At 73.3% G+C, this 16,970-nt stretch carries 15 protein-coding genes and 4 pseudogenes; 13 read left to right on the forward strand and 6 right to left on the reverse strand.

What is annotated here, in order from left to right; genetic code table 11:
• The first annotated feature begins 182 nt into the window (after positions 1 to 182).
• The 6 genes from LRS04_RS14945 (at position 183) to LRS04_RS14970 (ending at position 4,607) form a co-directional block, all read left to right on the forward strand.
• Entirely contained in the window at positions 183 to 1,124 is a 942-nt protein-coding gene (locus tag LRS04_RS14945) for a DUF2493 domain-containing protein (RefSeq protein ID WP_257817043.1), read from the forward strand.
• Between the two features lie 176 nt (positions 1,125 to 1,300).
• Positions 1,301 to 1,552 (forward strand): GntR family transcriptional regulator, encoded by a 252-nt coding sequence (locus tag LRS04_RS14950; protein ID WP_257817044.1) that lies wholly within the window; start codon positions 1,301 to 1,303, stop codon positions 1,550 to 1,552.
• A gap of 128 nt (positions 1,553 to 1,680) precedes the next feature.
• On the forward strand, positions 1,681 to 1,932 hold the full coding sequence (locus LRS04_RS14955; RefSeq protein ID WP_257817045.1) for a hypothetical protein: 252 nt from the start codon (positions 1,681 to 1,683) through the stop codon (positions 1,930 to 1,932).
• An 88-nt stretch (positions 1,933 to 2,020) separates the two neighbouring features.
• Positions 2,021 to 2,146, forward strand: a complete 126-nt coding sequence (locus tag LRS04_RS14960; RefSeq protein WP_257817046.1) for a hypothetical protein — start codon at positions 2,021 to 2,023, stop codon at positions 2,144 to 2,146.
• Between the two features lie 43 nt (positions 2,147 to 2,189).
• Positions 2,190 to 2,831, forward strand: coding sequence for a lasso peptide biosynthesis B2 protein (locus LRS04_RS14965; RefSeq protein WP_257817047.1), 642 nt, complete (start codon positions 2,190 to 2,192; stop codon positions 2,829 to 2,831).
• Between the two features lie 366 nt (positions 2,832 to 3,197).
• Positions 3,198 to 4,607, forward strand: coding sequence for an asparagine synthase C-terminal domain-containing protein (locus tag LRS04_RS14970; protein ID WP_257817048.1), 1,410 nt, complete (start codon positions 3,198 to 3,200; stop codon positions 4,605 to 4,607).
• Positions 4,608 to 4,639: 32 nt separating this feature from the next.
• Here the strand turns inward: LRS04_RS14970 and LRS04_RS14975 are convergent, their stop codons facing one another.
• The 6 genes and pseudogenes from LRS04_RS14975 to LRS04_RS28025 form a co-directional block, all read right to left on the reverse strand.
• Positions 4,640 to 5,410 (reverse strand): S9 family peptidase, encoded by a 771-nt coding sequence (locus LRS04_RS14975; protein WP_257817049.1) that lies wholly within the window; start codon positions 5,408 to 5,410, stop codon positions 4,640 to 4,642.
• A complete protein-coding gene (locus LRS04_RS14980) occupies positions 5,407 to 6,948 on the reverse strand; it encodes a hypothetical protein (protein ID WP_257817050.1) in 1,542 nt (513 codons plus the stop codon). The genes LRS04_RS14975 and LRS04_RS14980 overlap by 4 nt, the downstream gene beginning before the upstream one ends.
• The gene (locus tag LRS04_RS14985; RefSeq protein ID WP_308238349.1) at positions 6,948 to 8,918 is read right to left on the reverse strand and encodes a TonB-dependent receptor domain-containing protein; all 1,971 of its coding nucleotides are present in this window, start codon (positions 8,916 to 8,918) and stop codon (positions 6,948 to 6,950) included. Before LRS04_RS14985 ends, LRS04_RS14980 begins: the two co-directional genes overlap by 1 nt.
• Positions 8,915 to 9,718: a TonB-dependent siderophore receptor gene (locus LRS04_RS14990; protein WP_257817051.1), complete on the reverse strand. Its 804-nt coding sequence runs from the start codon at positions 9,716 to 9,718 to the stop codon at positions 8,915 to 8,917. Before LRS04_RS14990 ends, LRS04_RS14985 begins: the two co-directional genes overlap by 4 nt.
• A gap of 428 nt (positions 9,719 to 10,146) precedes the next feature.
• Positions 10,147 to 10,947, reverse strand: coding sequence for a FecR family protein (locus LRS04_RS14995; RefSeq protein WP_257817052.1), 801 nt, complete (start codon positions 10,945 to 10,947; stop codon positions 10,147 to 10,149).
• A gap of 54 nt (positions 10,948 to 11,001) precedes the next feature.
• A pseudogene (locus LRS04_RS28025) lies at positions 11,002 to 11,100 on the reverse strand (DUF4880 domain-containing protein); the annotation flags it as partial.
• Positions 11,101 to 11,445: 345 nt separating this feature from the next.
• On the opposite strand from LRS04_RS28025, the gene LRS04_RS15000 reads away from it, so the two are divergent.
• The 7 genes and pseudogenes from LRS04_RS15000 to LRS04_RS15035 all read left to right on the forward strand — a co-directional run bounded on the left by LRS04_RS15000 (position 11,446) and on the right by LRS04_RS15035 (position 16,964).
• Entirely contained in the window at positions 11,446 to 12,864 is a 1,419-nt protein-coding gene (locus LRS04_RS15000; protein ID WP_257817053.1) for a tyrosine-type recombinase/integrase, read from the forward strand.
• Between the two features lie 244 nt (positions 12,865 to 13,108).
• Positions 13,109 to 13,162, forward strand: a pseudogene (locus LRS04_RS15010) (hypothetical protein); the annotation flags it as partial.
• Positions 13,163 to 13,457: 295 nt separating this feature from the next.
• Positions 13,458 to 13,880, forward strand: coding sequence for a molybdenum cofactor guanylyltransferase (locus tag LRS04_RS15015; protein ID WP_308238447.1), 423 nt, complete (start codon positions 13,458 to 13,460; stop codon positions 13,878 to 13,880).
• Positions 13,881 to 13,983: 103 nt separating this feature from the next.
• Complete coding sequence (locus tag LRS04_RS15020) at positions 13,984 to 14,562, forward strand: ANTAR domain-containing response regulator (protein WP_257817054.1); 579 nt, start codon at positions 13,984 to 13,986, stop codon at positions 14,560 to 14,562.
• Positions 14,559 to 14,783: pseudogene (locus LRS04_RS15025) on the forward strand (ABC transporter substrate-binding protein); the annotation flags it as partial. The gene LRS04_RS15020 and the pseudogene LRS04_RS15025, both read left to right, overlap by 4 nt.
• Positions 14,678 to 15,526 carry an ABC transporter substrate-binding protein gene (locus LRS04_RS15030; protein ID WP_257817055.1) on the forward strand — a complete coding sequence of 283 codons (849 nt, stop codon included), beginning with the start codon at positions 14,678 to 14,680 and terminating at the stop codon, positions 15,524 to 15,526. The pseudogene LRS04_RS15025 and the gene LRS04_RS15030, both read left to right, overlap by 106 nt.
• A 219-nt stretch (positions 15,527 to 15,745) precedes the next feature.
• Positions 15,746 to 16,964: pseudogene (locus tag LRS04_RS15035) on the forward strand (nitrate/nitrite transporter).
• The last annotated feature ends 6 nt before the right edge of the window (positions 16,965 to 16,970 follow it).

The following is a 16,970-nucleotide window of genomic DNA, read 5'->3' on the forward strand; positions in this document are numbered from 1 at the left end:
GCTGGATATCCGCGATGTCGTGGCGTGGTCCTGGCTGCGCGCCGAAGCCAGGGTCGCGACGGAGCGCCACCGCCGGGCCGCGCCCGCCAGGGTGCGCTCCGCCGCCTGCGGCGCCCTGGCCGGCGCGGCCCGCCGGCGGCCGGTGGTCGCGAGCTTCGGCTCGCGAACCCCAGGAGACCGCCATGCGACCGCAATCCAGCTTCTTCAACACCGCCGACCTCGACGCCTTCGACGCCCGCACCGCGGCGCTGCAGGACCCGCGTCCCCATCCGACCGAGCCGCAGCTCGCCCAGCTCGGGCGCGCCCTGATGGGCGAGGTGCTCGACATGCTGCTCGGCGGCGCCCTCGAGGACCACGCCGTCACGATCTGCGAGACGCTGATCGGCGGCCTGCACTCAGGCGTGCAGCGCCTCGGACGCGACGCCGACCGGGAGCGTGACAAGCTCGCCGGGCTGCTGCGCGACTTCGACGGCTCGGAGGTGGCCGACGTCGACCTGCAGGAAGCCAAGGCCCGCGCCGACGCCCTCGACGTGGCCACGGCGGCCATGGGGTTCGTCCGTGACGCCGCCGCCGAGGCCTACTCCATCGCCACCGGCGAGGTCTGGAGCCCCTGGCGCGGGTCGGTCCACTCCGGCGCGACCGCGGCCCAGCTGGACGCCCAGGCGGCGATCCGGTCGATCGCACAGCGCCGCCGCGAGGGCGCCGATCCCGGCGACGCCGTGGTGGCCTTCCGGGCCTCGCCGCTCAGCGATGCGCCGGAAGACGCCGGACGCATCTTCGACGCCCTGAACTGGGCGCGCGACCAGCACCCCGGCATGAGCCTTGCGCTGACTGGCGCCAAGGGCGGCGAGCGCCTGGCGAAGCGCTGGGCGCAGCAGAAGGGTGTCCGCCTGGTGCTGGCCCGGCCGGACTTCACCCGCTTCGGGCGCGCGGCGCCGTTCCGCGCCAACGACCAACTCATGGCCCTGCAGCCGGTCTGCGTGCTGATCCTGCCCGAGAGCCTCGGTGTCGCCGCGAGCGCCGGGGCGCCGCCGTTCGGGCCGGCCCTCAACCTCGCCGAACAGGCCCGCCGCCAGGGCGTCCGTTGCATCCGGATCACGGCCAGGCCACCCGCAGCGGCCTAGCGCCGGCTCGGACCGTCCGGCTCGCGTCGGTCGGCCCGCCAGTTCCCGGCGTGCATTGTGAATATTGCGGGGTCGCCGCAGGCGGCCCCACCGGGTGGAAAAAATATCGCCCTTGTCACCGGGCTCCCGGGCGGCCCTCCTCCGGCCCCCGCGCCCCAGCGCCCCCGGAGTCCGCCATGGCCGCGTACCAGGCCGAACCCTTCCATGTGGCGCTGAGCGCGCTGCGCGACCGCCTTCAGAGCGGGGAGCTGCGGCCCGGGACGCGCGCCGGCGCCGTCGACCTCGCCGACGCACTGGGCCTCAGCACCACGCCGGTGCGCGAAGCCCTCTCCCGCCTGGCGGGGAGGGGCTGCTGGAGGACCGCCGCGGGCAAGGCTACTTCGTCCGGCAACTCGCCGCCCGCGACATCGCCGACCTCTACCGTCTGAGCCTCGCCCACCTGCTGATCGCCCTGCAGCCCGGGCGGCCCAGCCGCCTGAGCCCGGGGCCGGCGGCGGGCGATGCGCCGGCGCAGGCCGCCGCGCCGGACCCTGTCGCCGCCGTCGAGGCCAGGTTCATGCAGCTGGTGGCGGCGACCGGCAGCCGCCCGCTTGTCGCGGCGTTCCGCGCGGTCCAGGTCCAGCTCGGCCCGGTCCGCCGGCTCGAGGTCGCGGTGCTCGGCGACCTGGCGGGCGAGACGGCCGGGCTGCTGGAGGAGGACGCCACCCGCGCGGAGCGTCTTTCCGCGCTGAGGCAGTTCCATGCCCTGCGGATCCGCGAAGCCGAGCGCCTGTCGGCCCTTCTGGAGGCGTCCGTCGCAAGGCGCTGAGGAATAGTCGGAATATAGATTGAATATATAGACCTGAGGTTGTGGTCTGTGTCCGCCGCTATCCTGCGGTAGATTGAAGGAGTGGACGATGACCAAGCTGTTCAACCTCCGGAGCCTTCGCCTCCTGCGCCTCGGCAGCGCCAAGGCGCACACCAACGGCGACCTCGAAGGTCCGTTCGTCGAGGACGACCTGATCACGCCGCGGCAGGCCTGATCGAGTCCGGCGCCGGCGACCCCGGCGCCGGCCCTTCCTGGCCATGCAACTCGCCCCCCACGTCCATGCGGCGGTCATCGGAGACGATGTCGTCCTCCTCGACATCGAAACGGATGCCTATTTCTGCCTTCCGGAAGGACGGTCGGCGATCGGGCTGCAGCCGGACCGCCGCCGCCTTCGCCCGACGCCGGACGCCGCGGAGATGCTCGAATCCGCGGGCTATCTCTCCGCGGTCGGAGAGGCCCGGTCGCCGTTCCCGCCGCCCGTTCGGCGAGACCTGCTTTCGACGGAGCCGCCCAGCCTGCGCCCCCGGGATCTCGCGGCGCTTGCCGGCTGCGCGATCGACCTGGCGACCCGGTATCGCGGACAGCCCCTGTCCCGCGTGCTGAAGGCGGCCGCCAAGGTCGCACCCCTCGCCGAAGACCAACAGGCCGACGCGGACCTCGTCGCGCTCTGCGCCCGCTTCCGGCATGCCGCAATCTGGCTGCCCGCGCCGGGCAAGTGCCTCGCGCGTAGCTTCCTGCTGCTTCGCTTCCTGCAACGCGCCGGACGGAATGCCCGCTGGGTGTTCGGCGTGCGAACCTGGCCGTTCGGCGCGCACTGCTGGCTGCAGGTGGGCGACACCGCCCTCGACGAGGCGACCGACCTCGTCGGCGAGTACACGCCGATCTTCGTCCTCGGATGAGCCGCCCCTACCTCGCCTATGCATGGCCCCCGGCCAGCGTGACCGCGAGCGGACAGGCCGCGAGGCTCGCGGACGACCTCGCCGCCGACCCCCGCTGGCGTCTGGCCTGGCGGCGGGCCGGGCTGGAGGTCTGGACCTCTCCGGACCGCCCGGTCGGTGTCCAGGCCGGCCCGGCGGGCGAGGGCGTGATCATCGGGCGAATAGCAGCCCGCGCCGGTCCGCGCCCGCCGCGGACCGCACGGTCCGCGTCCCTGGTGGCGGAGGCGGAGCGCGCCGCGCGCAGGCTTTGCGACGAGCATTGGGGCGAGTACCTCGCCCTGCTGCCGGACCCGCAACTCGGCGCGAGCTGGGCCTTTCGCGATCCGAGTGGCGGCCTGGACGTGCTCACCTGGGCGCCGGGGCGAGCTTGCGTTTGCCGCGTCGGACCTCTGCGGCCTGCCCCGCGCCGGCGGACCGGAGTCCGTCCGTCTCGATTGGACCGTCATCCCGGCGATCCTGTCCGCCCCGGGGCTCGCAGCGGACCGAACGGCGCTCAACGTTGAGAGCGTCGCGCCGGGGGCGATGCAGCCGCTCGGCGGCAGCCGCGGCGACGCCGTCGCCCTCTGGCGCCCAGCGGATTTCGTGGGATCCGACCTGGCCCACGCGGACGACCTTGCCGCGCAGCTTCGCGCGTGCGTCGAGAGGTCCGTCGATGGGCTGGCCGCAGACGGACGGTTCTCCGTGGAAGTCTCGGGCGGGCTCGATTCCGCGATCGTCGCGGCGGCGCTGATGCGGACCGGACGTCGGGCCCAGGTCGCCGAGGCGGTGAACTATCATGCCCGGTCTGTCCTCGCTGACGAGCGGGACTGGGCGCGGGCGGTGTGTGGCCATCTCGACCTGCCGCTGCGCTGCGTCCCGAGGGTTACGCCGCCCTGGCGCGAAGAGGACTACGCGGAGCTCTCACGTCACGCCCGTCCGCCCGTGAACGCCCTGGACACGCCGCGGGATCGGCTGGGCGCGGACCTTGCGCGCCGGGCGGGCGCCACGGCGATCTTCAGCGGCAAGGGCGGAGATGGCGTCTTCTTCCAGCGCGCCACCGCCCTGGTGCTGGCCGACCGGGCTCAGGCCGACGGGCCGCAGGCGCTGCTGACGCCATTCGCGCGGGAGACCGCGCGCTGGCTTCGACGTTCGATCTGGTCGGTGGGTTGGGAAGCCGCGCGCGCGGCCAAGGCGCCGCCGGGCCGGTACGCCGCCGGGCTGGGCGCCCACCCCTGGCTGTACGATCTGGAGGCACTGCCGCCTGGCAAGCGGTTCCAGGTCGCCGCCCTGGCGGCGGCCCAAGGGCACCGCGGCGTCAACCGGCGGACATTGACCGCCGACGTGCTTCATCCGCTGCTGTCCCAGCCGGTCATGGAGCTCTGCCTCGCCATTCCTTCGTGGCGGCTCGTGGAGGATAGCGGGACCTTGCACGGGCGTGCTCTGGCCCGGCGGGCCTTCTCGGACAGCCTTCCGGCCACGGTGGTCTGGCGGCGTTCGAAAGGCGATCTGACGACACACTATTCGCGGTGGATCGCCGCCAGCCGGGACAGCCTGCTGCCGGTGCTGCGGGACGGCGTCCTGGCGGACGCCGGCCTCGTCGACCGCGCCGCTGTCGCCGAGGCCCTGGACCCCGATCGGCTGATCTATCGGTCGGACGCGCGGGGTCTGCTGTCGGCCGCAGCGCTCGAGTTCTGGATCCGGCACTGGCAGGGACGCGTCCCGGACCTCGGCCGTCGGCCCTCCGTCGACAGCGCCTGACCTGCGTGCAGATGGATGCGACGAGGTCCGGGTCAAGGCAGTGCGCCGACAGTCGCCCGGGAAGACAGGCCCTCGTCCCGTCCCATGACCTCGGCGAGGAACCTGAAGGCCCGCTCGTAGAGGTCCCTGAGGTTGCCCGGGCTGCGGATGGCATGCCCCTCGCCCCAGTAGGTGACGAGCTGGACGTCCTTGCCCTGGCGGTAGAGCGCCGTGAACATCGTCTCTGCCTGGGTATGCAGGATGTTGTCCTGGTCGCCGTGGAGCAACAGCAGCGGCGTCTTGATCTTGCCCGCCTGCAACGCGGGGCTGTTGCGCACATAGCGGTCGGGATCGCTCCAGGGCGGCGTCTTCATCGCCCCCTGGTCTGTTTCAACCCAGCCCATGGACATCGCCGCCTCGATTCCGGCGGCGGGATCCACCCGCCACTGCGGATGGAACTCGCCGTGCTTGCTGATCAGTTCGCTGGGCGCGGCGAGCGCCAGGGCACCCCGGAAACGCCCGGTCTGGGTGATCGCGGACAACACCGTGTACCCGCCGTAGCTGGCGCCCCAGAGGGCGACGCGGTCCGGGGCGACGACCTTCTGGAACTCCGGATCCTTGGCGATCTGGTCGACGATCGCCAGCATGCGGTCCGCCACGCCCGCCGCGGGGTCCTCGGCGCCCGCCGGGATCGGCAGGCTGGGGATGAGCACGGCATAGCCGGCGGTCGCCAGCAGCGGCGGCGCCTGGATGGGTCCAGGGCTTCGCCAGTCCGCCGCGGCCGGCGGCGCGGCATGCCGTCGGCCGAGGTATGGAACGATCACCAGGGGGAGGGCCCGGAGCCCTGCGCCGGCCGGGCGTGCGGAAGCAGCAGCCAGCTGCTCAGGGTTTCCCCGCCGGGGCCGGCGTGAACGATGCGTCGGATGTCCGGGGCATCGATGTCACGGCTGCCGGCGTTGAGCAGGGCCAGCCGGCGGGCGAGGCTCCGCTCCGCCAGGACAAGCTGTTCCGCGCCGCCTTCGAGGCGTACGGCCCGCAGGGTGACGCCCTTCCGCGCAGCTAGCAGGCGGCCGGCCGCGGGGGCGGCGGGGGAGGAGTCGGGCAAGGCGATGGGGATCCGATCCAGGCGCGAGGGAACGCCAGCGCTGGCCGGCAGGCCGATCCCGGTCGCCGGGCGGGGGCCGTGCGCCGTCACGCGGAACCAGGCGGCGGCCCCGCCCGCCGCCCGCCGGCCGAAGACCACGAGGTTGTCCGCCACCCAGCCCGCCCGGACGAGCTCCGGCCGCAGGTCAAGGTGGACGGCCAGGCCGGGGGCGGCCGGCACCAGCCTCTGGTCGGACACGTCGAGGCGAAGCAGCGCCCCGCTTGTCCAGGGCTCGCCGTCCCGGCGGCCGTAGATCAGCAGGTCATCTCCCTGCGGCGACCAGGCCAGCAGCGGCAGGAGGTCGAGGCCGGCGGCAGGGGCGGTGAGCGCCTGGGTGGCGAGGTCGAGGATCCGCAGCCGTTGGCGCCGGGTCGCGAGGCCGTAGTCGCCCTGCAGTGGGGTCCCCGCCGTGAGCCGGATATCCTCCGCGCCTTCCAGGAGCGCGATCCGGCGTCCGCCCGGCGAAAGCTCCAGGTCCGTGAAGTCCCCTTGGGCCAGGACGGTGGTGCGACCCTGGGCCAGGTCCAGGCTGAGCAGGCTGCGTGGCGGCGCCTGGGGCCGGGCGTCGAGGTAGCGGCCGCTGCCGAACACCGTATGCGCCCCGGCCCCGGTGCGGCTCGCCGCCCAGCGGGCCGGCAGCTTGCGCGCCGCCTCGTTCCGGAATCGCAGCGGGCGGGGGAGGTCGCCGTCCGGGGTCGTCAGGACCAGCAGTTCCGTGGCGGTCCGCCATTGCAGGGCGCGTCCGAACAGCGACAGCTCCGGGACGATGTCGAACCAGCGCACCGTGCGGTCCGCGAAGCTGGCGACGCCGAGCCGCCAGGCGTCGCCCTTCAGCCTGTAGACCGCGACGTGAAGTCCGTCGGGGCTGATCGGTCCCAGCTTGTATCCCGCGTCGGTCTCGGACGGGAACAGGGGCGCGAGGGGCTCGGCGCCCTGCACGGGCGCCGCCCAGATCGTCGTCCGGGCGATGTCGTTGAAGCCCTCCAGGTCGAAGCGGACGCCGGAGGCGTAGGGGCCCTGGCGCTCCACCACGACCCACCGCCCGGCGGGGTCGAAGGCAGCCTGGCCGACGCCTTCCCGCTGCAGCAGGTCCTCGAGGGTCACGGGTCGCGCCAGGGCGGGCGAGGGGAGGGCGATGCCGGCGCCGGTCAGCGCGAGCAGCATGGGGAGGGCCGCGCCCGCGAGGGCGCGCCCGCTGCGCGTCAGCCACCGCCGCATCACCAGCTCCGGGAGAGCTCGAGGCTGACGAAGCGGCCCACGACGTCGGCGTTGGCCGGGTCGAAGGCGAAGCCGTCGGGGTTGTCGTAGAAGGGCGGGTCCGTGTCGAAGAGGTTGCGGACCGTGAGGTCCAGGGCCACCCCCCTGAGCCGCGAGCCGTCGCCGCCCTTCAGGCTGACACGGAGGTCGACGGTGGAGAGGCTGTCGATGCCCCGGCCGTCGGGCGTGCGGAGGTCGCCCATGTGGTTGAGGGCAAGCCCGGCCGACACGGGGCCGCGGGTCCAGTCGGCGGCGAGCCGGGCGCGAAGGTCCGCAGGGTAGCCGGCCTGGCCGGACCGGTCCACGGCCGCCGACGTCGGGGTCAGCTGCTGGACATAGTCGAACAGCCAGCTGGCGTTGGCCGACAGGTTCAGGTCCCCGCCGGCCAGCGGCGGGGCGTAGCTGGCCTGCAGGTCCAGCCCGCGGACGGTCAGCCTGCCGGTGTTGACCAGGCGGGCGTCGACGATGGCGCGGTAGTCCTGTGGCGGGAACAGGCCGGCGCTGGCGGCCGCGGGGTCCGCCAGCAGGGCGGTGATCAGCTGCAGGTCGGCGGGGCTGGTGTCCGGCTGGATGCGCCGGACGAAGGGCGCGAGCGTGGGATCGGCCAGCACCCCGGCCAGGTTCTGCCGGGCCGGCTGGTCGATCCGGTCCTCGAACGCCGTCTCGAAGAGGGTGGCCGAGATCCGCAGGCCGGCGATGGCGCTCGGCTGGACGTCGGCGCCGAGCGTCCAGGTCTTCGCCGTCTCCGGCTCGAGGTCGGCGTTGCCGCCCTGCAGCAACAGGCCGAGGATCCGGCCGGACCCCAGAGGGAACTGCGCGGCCGTGTAGAGCTGGGTGTCGTTCAGCTCCGTCAGGGCAGGCGCGCGGAACGAATGACCGTAGGTCGCCCGCAGGTTCAGCCCTTCGGCCGGGCCCCAGGATAGGCCGGCCTTGGGATTGGCCGTGGTTCCGAAGTCGGAATAGCGCTCGACCCGAACGGCTCCCGAGAACTCCAGGCTGCGGAAGCCCGGGCGGGCGTTCTCGGCCCCGAACAGGGGCGCGCGGGCTTCGGCGAAGGCTGCGGCGACGGTGCGCCCGACGTCGGCGGCGGCGATCGCCACCGGCGCGGTCGTAGAGGTGTAGCTTGACCCGTGGCGATCGAGCGCTTCGCGCCGGAGCTGGCCGCCCAGGGCGACCTTGAGGGCGCCGCCGGGCAGGTCGAGCACCGTCCCGTCGGCCTGGGCGTTGCCGGTGGCCACCCGCGTCACCGTTCGGGTGTCGGAGAAGCCGGAGCCGATCGCCGCGAGCACCGCCGAGCGCTGGTTCGGGAGGCCGCTGAACGGATTGAAGTAACCGTCGCGCTGAGGCGAGTAGCCGGTGTCCGGGCGGTCCGCGACGTTGCCGAGCGCTTCCTGCAGAAGCGCCGAATTGAGCTGGCCCGCGGAGCCGGTCTCCTGGATCTCCTGGGCAAAGCCCGCGTAGGCGTCGAGCCGCCAGTCCCCGGCCAGCGGCGCCGCCGCACCGAGCGCCAGGCTCAGGCTCTCGGAGGTCGGCCGGGTGAAAGGGCCGCCGATGTCGTCGCCGAACGCGTAAGCGATCTGGTGCGAGGTCGATCCGTTCGGCGAGACGAAGAACGGGTTGTTCCGGGAGACCGTCAGGGTCGCGGTCTGGGCCCGGATCTCGGCCTTGCTCCGGCGGAAGCTGTAGCGGGCGTCGGCCTGCAGCTCGACCTTGCCCAGCTCCTGGCGGGCGTTGGCGACCAGGCTGATCCGCCGCTGGGCCGGCAGGATGTCCTGACCGGCGCGGGGATCGTCGTAGTTCAGCTGGCCGGCGAGGAAGTCCGAGGGTTGCAGCCCGACGCCCGGCTGGCCCGGCGGGATGCCCCAGTAGGGACCGGTGACCCGGGTGACCGGGTCCTGCCGCAGGATGTTGCCGGGCGCCGCGAAGGTCAGCCGCCAGTCGCTGCCCCCAGCGGACGCAGGTCGGCGGTGGCGGTATAGGGCCGGTCGGCGGCGGCCAGCGCCTCGCGCTGGTAGGCCTCCACCGCGATCAGGCCGCTGCCGGTCTCCCAGCGGTGGCCGATGAGGCCGGCGACCAGCCCCTCGCGGGGCTCGCCCGCCCTGGCGGCGCCGCCCCTGGCCCGGAGCTGGCCGCCCTCGAAATCGTCCCGCAGGATGATATTGACCACCCCGCCGACCGCGTCGGAGCCGTAGAGCGCCGAGGCGCCGTCAAGCAGGATCTCGACCCGTTCGATGGCGATCGACGGGATCGAGGAGACGTCCGCGAAGTCGCCCTTCAGGCCGGAGCCCGCGAGGCGGCGGCCGTCGACGAGCACCAGCGTCGCGTCGGAGCCCAGGCCGCGGAGGTTCACGCCGGTCGCCAGCGCACCGTTCGTCCCCGAGCGGTCGGAGTTGAGCAGCGAGGTGGCCTCCGTGCTGCGGCCACCGAACACCTGCGGCAGGGTGTTCAGCGCGCCGGCCAGCGTCGCGTGGCCGGTCTGGAGCAGGTCCTCGCGGCCGAGCACAAGCCCCGGAGCTTCCTTCGCCCGCGCGCCGCGGACGAGGGTGCCGGTGACCCGCAGTTCCTCGACGGTGTGGCTCTCCGCCCGGGCGATCGAGGCAGGGGCGGAGGCCGAGAAGGGCGTCGTTTCAGCGCCTCGGCCCGTTTCGAAAGGGCCGGACGGCGCACCTCCCGCGCGGGACGGGGTCGCGCGGCCTTCCGGCGGCGCCCCGCGGGCTTTCAGAACCACCATCCGCGGGCCGACCCGGCTGGCGACGATGTCGTCGGAGGCCAGCAGGCGGCGGATGGCCTGTTCGGTGCTGAGCCGGCCCTGGACCGCCGGTGCGGTGCGGCCCCTGCACCAGGTCCGGCGTGAAGATCAGCTGGTCGCCGGACTGCGCGGAAAGCGCCGCCAGTGACGCCTCCAGGCTGCCGGCCGGAATGTCGATGGGCCGCTCGCCCGCCGCCGAGGCCGGGGCGGCGGCCAGCAGGGCGGCGACCGCGAGCGAACACATGAGCGCCTGCCGCAGTGGACCGGAATGACGAACCTTGGACACGGATGCTTCCCCCGCGCGGTCCGCGGCGGGAACGGCTACCTCAGCCGGGCCTTCTGACGCGGACCGTCGGGCGGGCAAGACGGAAATCGGAACGCTTCACCCTACCGGCGCACGAAAAATATCTTCATGCGCCAGGCGCCGCCTTGGCGGCGGGCGGGCTGAGAAGGAGGCGGCCGCCAGGCTCGTCGGTCACGGAGAGGTCGAACAGGCCGGCGACACCCTTGGCGAAGGACTCGGCGTCGCCGACGTCGAAGAAGCCGCTCACCGTGCGGGCGCCGAGCGCCGGATCGGACAGGACCACCTCGCGGTCGCTGTAGCGGTTCACCTCGGCGATCGCCGAGGCGAGCGGAGTCTGCCGGAACATCAGGCGTCCCGTCGTCCAGCTGGTGGTGCGGGCCGCGTCGGCGGCCGCGGTGCGGATCGGACCGGACCGCTGGACCACGGCCTGCTGGTTGGGCGCCAGCACGACGGGCTGCGCCCCGGAAGCCGGGCTGACCCTGACGGCGCCCTGCAGCAGGGTCACGTTGACGGCGCCGTTCTCGCGGCGGACGTCGAACTTGGTGCCGAGCGCCCGGATGCGGGCGCCGTCGGCCTCGACGACGAACGGGCGGCTGGCGTCGTGGGCCACCTCGAAGAAGGCTTCGCCGCGGGTGAGGCTGACGCGGCGCTCGCCGTCGCGGAACGCGACCTTCACCCGGCTGTCGACGTTGAGGTGCACCCGGCTGCCGTCCTCCAGGCGGACGACCTTCTGCTCGATGGCCTGGGTGGCGTAGGCCGGGTCGAGCCGCTGGAGTGTGGCGAACAGGGCGCCGGCGGCGGCGAGACTCGCCACCGCTAGCACGCCGACGAGCCGGGGGCCGCGGAACCAGGTGGTCCAGCGGCGGCGGCGGCGGCCGCGCTCGAGGGCCTCCTGGGTCATACGCATGACGCCGGGATCGGCGGCGTGCCGGCCCGAGGCTTCCCAGAAGGCCTCGGCCTCCTCGTAGGCGGCATCGTTCGCCGGATCGTCACGCCAGTCGCGGAATTCGCGGACCGTCCGGGTGGAGATGGGAACGGTTCCGAGGCGGGCCAGCCATTCGGCGGCCTCCTCCTGTGCGCGCGTCCGATTGTCGGGGGAAGGGTCATCGCCGCCTCAGGCCCGGTATCGCGCCATCCAGAGCTTGAGGGCCTGGGTCATCCGCTTCTCCACGGCCTTGACCGAGATCCCAAGGTGAACGGCAGGCCCGAGCATAGGTCATTCCGGCGAAACCGCTCAAGCCATATGCGTCGGGCTGGTTGCAGGGGAGCCTCGCGACCAACGCCCCGGGGCATGTTTCAGATCGCATTCGCATCGCGATAAACGCCGTCGCCCGCGGCCTCGGGATTCCTATTGCGGTAGGGTCACCCGCCGCCTTTTGCGTCTATCGCAGGACGGAGGTGGCGGATGGCGGTCGGCGAGGAAGAAGATGCGGCGTTGATCGCCGAGATCCCCTGGCGGGCCGCGATCGCGGCCCTGCGGCCGCACTACCAGCCGACCACGCTCGCCCTGGCCCTGCGGCATTTCCGGCAGTTCGAAGCCTGGTGCCAGGATTTCGGCCGATCGGCGCTCCCAGCCCAGCCCGAGACCGTTCGGCTCTACGTGGCCGGCCTCGCCAGCCATTTCCAGCTCTCCAGCATCCGCCTGCGCGTCGGGACCATCCGGAAGGTTCACCTGCTTCTCGGCCATGCGGATCCAACCCAGCCGCTCGGCATGCGCATGAACCCCGAGGCCCTGACGCCCGGCGCGCCGAAGGGCTTCGTCCGGGCGCCGCGGGTGCAGTCCACGCCGGCGGGCGAGGCGGACTGGATCGCGACGGTCCGGTCGCTCGAAGGGGCATATGCCCCCAAGACGATCCGGGCCATCATCCAGATGTTCCGTGAGTTCGAGGCCTGGTGCCGGAGTGAGGCGCGCGAGTCCCTCCCGGCGTCGGCGGAGACGGTGGCCGCCTATGTGGAGGACGCGTTTCGGCGCGTTGCGGCCTCCGGCATCGAAACCAGGCTGAGCTTCATCAGGAAGGTGCACGCCCTGGCCGGCCGGGACGATCCGACCCGCGCCATGCTCGTCCAGACGGCGTTCCGGCGAGGACTGCGGACCTACGGTTCCGCACAGAAGCAGGCGACCGGCATGACGGCCGCGGTCCGCGATCAGCTCCGCTCCGCCTGTCCGGCCACCCTGCTGGGCCTTCGCGACCGGGCGATGATCAGCCTCGGGTACGACACGCTCTGCCGCGCCTTCGAACTGGTGGCGCTCCGGGCGGAAGACCTCGTCCCGCTCCCCGACGGGACGGCGAAGGTCCGCGTCCGTCGGACCAAGGGTTCACTCCATGAGGGAAGCCAGTTCGCCTTCCTCTCCGCCCAGGCTGCAGGGGATGTCCGGGCCTGGCTGACGGCGGCCGGGATCCGCGACCCAGGGCCGATCCTGAGGCCGGTCGCCCGAACCGTCATCATCAACCGACAGATGGAGCCCCGGGTGGTGCGCGTGCGGATCCGGCTGGCGTCCATGGCCGCGGGCCTCCCGCCGGACCTGGTCGCCGGTCTCTCCGGCCACTCCATGCGGGTCGGCGCGGCGCAGGACCTTGCGGTGGCCGGCCGGACCCTGCTCCAGATCATGCGCGCCGGGCGATGGCGCTCAATCCAGTCCGTGGCGCTCTACGCCAAGGCGGCGCCGGTGAACGTTTGGGCGGGCGATCCCGGCGGGGACGCCGACGCCGTGCTCCTCATGGAGGACGCCAACGTACGAAGAGAGCTTGCGCGGCGCGCCAGACGGCCGTCTCCTTCGGGGGAGACGGCGGCAGACGATCATGAGTCACCCGAACCCGATTGAGCGCCTCGCGTTGGAAGAACCATGGAACACCCTGACCGTGAGCGCGCGCACCGCGCCTGGCGCGCCGCCGACCGCATCCGCAAGCTGTCGGACGACCTGATCAAGGTCGGTCCCTGGGGCCTCGGCCTCGACGGCGTGCTGGCCTGGGCGCCGGGCGTCGGCACCGTCTACTCGCTGGGAGCCGGCGGCCTGCTGCTGTACGAGGCCAGCCAGTGCGGCGCCCTCGAAGGCGACGCTCGGCAAGATGGCGGCCTGGCTCGCCGCCGACAGCGCCTTCTCGAGCGTGCCCGTCGTCGGCTGGGCGATCGACACCTTCTTCCGCGGCCACATGATGGCGGCGCGGGTCCTGCAGAAGGACATCGAGCTGCGCTACGGCCGCCCGCCCGTGGACGACCCTCAGCTACGCCCCGGACGACCTGAGGGACGTGACGCCCCGCGCCCGCTGAGGCAAACCGGGGCGATGCTCGGAGCCCTCATCCTGACCGGAGGCGCCTCGTCCCGCATGGGCGAGGACAAGGCCGCGCTCGAGTGGGGCGGCCTGCGCGCCGTCGACCTCGTGGCCATCTGCGCCGAACAGGCCGGCGCCCTCGCCCGTGCTGACGGTCGGCGCGCGCGACTTCGGGCGGGCCAATGTCCGGGAGCCCCAGCCGAGCGGCGGCCCGGTGGGCGGCATCGTCGCCGGCGCTCGGGCGCTCGCCGCCGCGGGCTGCCGTCGGGCGCTCGTCCTGGCGGTGGATGCGCCGACCGTTCTTGGCGACGACCTCGCCCCCCTGATCGAAGCCCCGGCGCCCGGCGCGGCCTACGCCCACCTCCACCTGCCGCTGGTGATCGACATCGATGCGCTGCCGGCCGACGCCGGCCCGGGATGGTCCATGGCGCGCCTCATCACCGCCGCGGGCCTGCCGCTGCTCGACGCCGATCCCTCGGCCGCGACCCGCCTCCGCGGCGCGAACACGCCGGAGGAGCGCGCGGCCCTGCTGGAGGCCTTCCTCGCCCGGGGGCCTGCCGCAATTTAGGGGCGCCGGGCGCCCGGGTCTTGGGCGATTGTCGCCTGCGCGCCCGCCTGCGGCGTCGAGCCCGCTGCGACGCAGCCGGAACGCCCCGCTTAAGTCGCGACAGATGCGTGTGCTCGTCGTCGATCCCGATCCCGCCCGGGCCGCCCTCGTGGCGGAAGGGTTAGCCGGCGTGGAACCGCTGGAGGTCCGGCACGCCGCGCTCTTCGACCATGTGGAGGCCGCGGTCTTCGAGCCGGACGTCATCGTCGTGGCGTCCGACAGTCCCGACCGCGACACCATCGACAGCCTGCGCGAGGCCACCGCCGCCAATCCGCGCCCCGTGGTGATGTTCGTCGACCGCTCGAACCCGGCCTCGCCGAGGCCGCCGTCCGCGCGGGGGGTGTCCGCCTATGTGGTCGACGGCCTCGCCAAGGCCCGGGTCCGCTCGGTGCTGGAGGTCGCCATGAGCCGCTTCCAGCTCATGAACGGCCTGCGCCAGGATCTCGAGAAGGCCAAGGCCGACCTGGCGTCGCGCAAGACCGTCGACCGCGCCAAGGCGCTGCTGATGAAGGAGCGTGGACTGGAGGAAGAGGCCGCCTACGCCCTTCTGCGCAAGCTCTCCATGGACACCGGCCGCCCGATCGGCGCCGTCGCCGCCGACCTGCTGGCCTTCGCCGGCGTGCTCAAGGGAGACCGTCCATGACCGCCGTCGCCCTGGGCTATGTCCCGCTCCTCGACGCCGCCCCGCTGCTGGTCGGCGACGCGCTCGGGTTCTTCGCCGATGAAGGTCTGTCCGTGACGCTGAACCGGGAGGCCTCGTGGGCCACGGTGCGCGACAAGCTCGCGGTCGGCGCCCTCGACGGCGCGCACCTCCTGTCGCCCCTGTCGCTCGCCATGACGCTGGGTGTGGGCAGCGATCCCGTGGCGATCCTGGCGCCCCTGGCGCTGAACCGCGGCGGTGCGGCCATCACACTTTCCCCGGCGCCTGCGAGAAAGCCTCGGGGGAGGGGGAGGCGGCCCCGGCGCTCGCCCGCCTCGTCGCGCGGCGTCAAGAGCAGGGGGCGAGCCAGCTCACCTTCGGGGTCGTCTTCCCGTGGTCGGCCCACGCCTACCTCCTTCGCCGCTGGCTGAACGACGCCGGCATCGACCCGGCCGAGGACGTTCGCATCACCGTCGCCCCGCCGCCGCGCATGGCCGACCTCCTGGCCGAGGGCGTGATGGAGGGCTTCTGCGCCGGAGAGCCCTGGAACACGGCCGCCGAGGCGCGCGGCGTGGGCGTCGTGGTGGCCCGGGCCGAGCAGGGCGCGCCGGACAAGGTGCTGGGTGTCCGCCGTGACTGGGCCGAGCGCCAGCCGGAAGTCCTCATCGCCCTGCTTCGCGCGCTGATCCGCGCGGGCGCCTGGGCCGACGCGCCGGGCAACCGCCCCGCTCTAGCCGCCATCCTGGCCGAGCGGCTGGCCCTCGACGCCGCCCTGATCGTCGCGGCGCTGGAGCCGGTCAGCTTCGCCGCCGGAGCCGCGAACCGCCCGACCCTGGAAGACGGCGTCCGCTTGCTGGGCGAGATGGCGCGCGCCGGCCAGATCGGCCCGCTCGACGCCGCCGCCGTCGCGGCCCAGGTCTTCCGGACCGACCTCTTCGACCGGGCCGCCCAGGGCGCGATCGCCTGAAAATCGCTCAGGGCGGCGCGCCGGCGCCCTCGATTTTGCGCTGCAATATGGAACCGGACCGCCGCCGCCCCGCGGGGACTGTCGCCATCGGCGGAATGCGGTTCTCCTGGCCTCAGGCCCGAGGACAACGGCGTTCGCGGCATTCGGAAACGCTCGACGACGAGCCCTTCCTCCCACGGCGACGCCGCCGCTCACCATCCTCATACGGGGCCTTCTCCGATGGTCAGCCGCTCGTTCCTCAGGTCGGGGCACACCCCGACCCTGCTCTCCGCCTTCCTCTACTTCGACCTCAGCTTCATGGTCTGGGTGCTGCTCGGCCCTCTCGGCGTCGCCATCGCCAGGGACCTGGGCCTGACGCCCGCCGAGAAGGGGCTGATGGTCGCCGTCCCGGTGCTGTCGGGGGGCGCTGCTCCGCCTGGCGGCCGGCGTCCTCGTCGATCACATCGGGCCCAAGCGCACCGGCATCCTCGGCCAGCTCGTGGTCATGGCCGGTCTCGCCACCGCCTGGATGCTCGGCGTCCACGGCTACAGCCAGGTGCTGATCCTGGGCATCGTGCTGGGCGTCGCGGGCGCCTCCTTCGCCGTCGCCCTGCCGCTCGCCTCGCGCTGGTATCCGCCCGAGCACCAGGGCCTGGCGCTCGGCATCGCCGGCGCCGGCAACTCCGGCACGGCGCTCGCCGCCCTCTTCGCGCCGGGCCTCGCCCAGCTCTACGGCTGGCAGAACGTCATCGGCCTGGCGGTCCTGCCACTGGCTGTCGCCTTCGTCGTCTACGTCGTCTTCGCTAAGGACGCCCCGAACCGTCCGCCGCCCAAGAAGCTCGCCGAATACCTCGACGTCCTGAAGGTTCGCGACGCCTGGTGGCTGATGGGCCTCTACAGCGTCACCTTCGGCGGTTTCGTCGGCCTTTCGTCCTCGCTGACCATCTATTTCAACGCCGAGTACGGCCTGGCCGCGGTCACCGCCGGCTTCTTCACCGCCGCCTGCGTCTTCGCCGGCTCCTTCGTCCGGCCGGTGGGCGGCGCGCTCGCCGACCGCTTCGGCGGCGTGCGCACGCTCTCGGTGGTGCTGGTTCTCGCAGCGCTGGGTCTCGCGCTCGCCAGCTTCCAGCACGCCAGCCCCTGGGCCGCGCTCACCCTGATCATGGCGACCATGATGGCGCTCGGCGCCGGCAACGGCGCAGTCTTCCAGCTCGCGCCCCAGCGGTTCGGCAAGGAGATCGGCGTGGTCACCGGCCTCGTCGGCATGACCGGCGGCGTCGGCGGCTTCTACCTCGCCTCCAGCCTTGGCTGGGCCAAGCAGGCGACTGGCTCCTACCAGCCCGGCCTGCTCGCCTTCGCCGCCCTGGCGCTCGTCGCGCTGCTTGGCCTCACTGGGGTCAAGGCCCGCTGGCGGCGGACCTGGCCGGAACTCGCCGGCGCCGCGGCCCTGCGTCTCTAGGAGTAT

The sequence above is a fragment of the Phenylobacterium sp. J367 genome (assembly GCF_024699985.1).
In the GTDB taxonomy this organism is placed as follows: domain Bacteria; phylum Pseudomonadota; class Alphaproteobacteria; order Caulobacterales; family Caulobacteraceae; genus Phenylobacterium.

What these genes read in the sequence shown, in the direction of transcription:
- LRS04_RS14945 (WP_257817043.1), top strand. Translation starts at nt 183, where the DNA reads ATGCGACCGCAATCCAGCTTCTTCAACACCGCCGACCTCGACGCCTTC.
- LRS04_RS14950 (WP_257817044.1), top strand. Translation starts at nt 1,301, where the DNA reads ATGGCCGCGTACCAGGCCGAACCCTTCCATGTGGCGCTGAGCGCGCTG.
- LRS04_RS14955 (WP_257817045.1), top strand. Translation starts at nt 1,681, where the DNA reads ATGCAGCTGGTGGCGGCGACCGGCAGCCGCCCGCTTGTCGCGGCGTTC.
- LRS04_RS14960 (WP_257817046.1), top strand. Translation starts at nt 2,021, where the DNA reads ATGACCAAGCTGTTCAACCTCCGGAGCCTTCGCCTCCTGCGCCTCGGC.
- LRS04_RS14965 (WP_257817047.1), top strand. Translation starts at nt 2,190, where the DNA reads ATGCAACTCGCCCCCCACGTCCATGCGGCGGTCATCGGAGACGATGTC.
- LRS04_RS14980 (WP_257817050.1), bottom strand. Translation starts at nt 6,948, where the DNA reads ATGCGGCGGTGGCTGACGCGCAGCGGGCGCGCCCTCGCGGGCGCGGCC.
- LRS04_RS14990 (WP_257817051.1), bottom strand. Translation starts at nt 9,718, where the DNA reads ATGGTGGTTCTGAAAGCCCGCGGGGCGCCGCCGGAAGGCCGCGCGACC.
- LRS04_RS14995 (WP_257817052.1), bottom strand. Translation starts at nt 10,947, where the DNA reads ATGCGTATGACCCAGGAGGCCCTCGAGCGCGGCCGCCGCCGCCGCCGC.
- LRS04_RS15000 (WP_257817053.1), top strand. Translation starts at nt 11,446, where the DNA reads ATGGCGGTCGGCGAGGAAGAAGATGCGGCGTTGATCGCCGAGATCCCC.
- LRS04_RS15020 (WP_257817054.1), top strand. Translation starts at nt 13,984, where the DNA reads ATGCGTGTGCTCGTCGTCGATCCCGATCCCGCCCGGGCCGCCCTCGTG.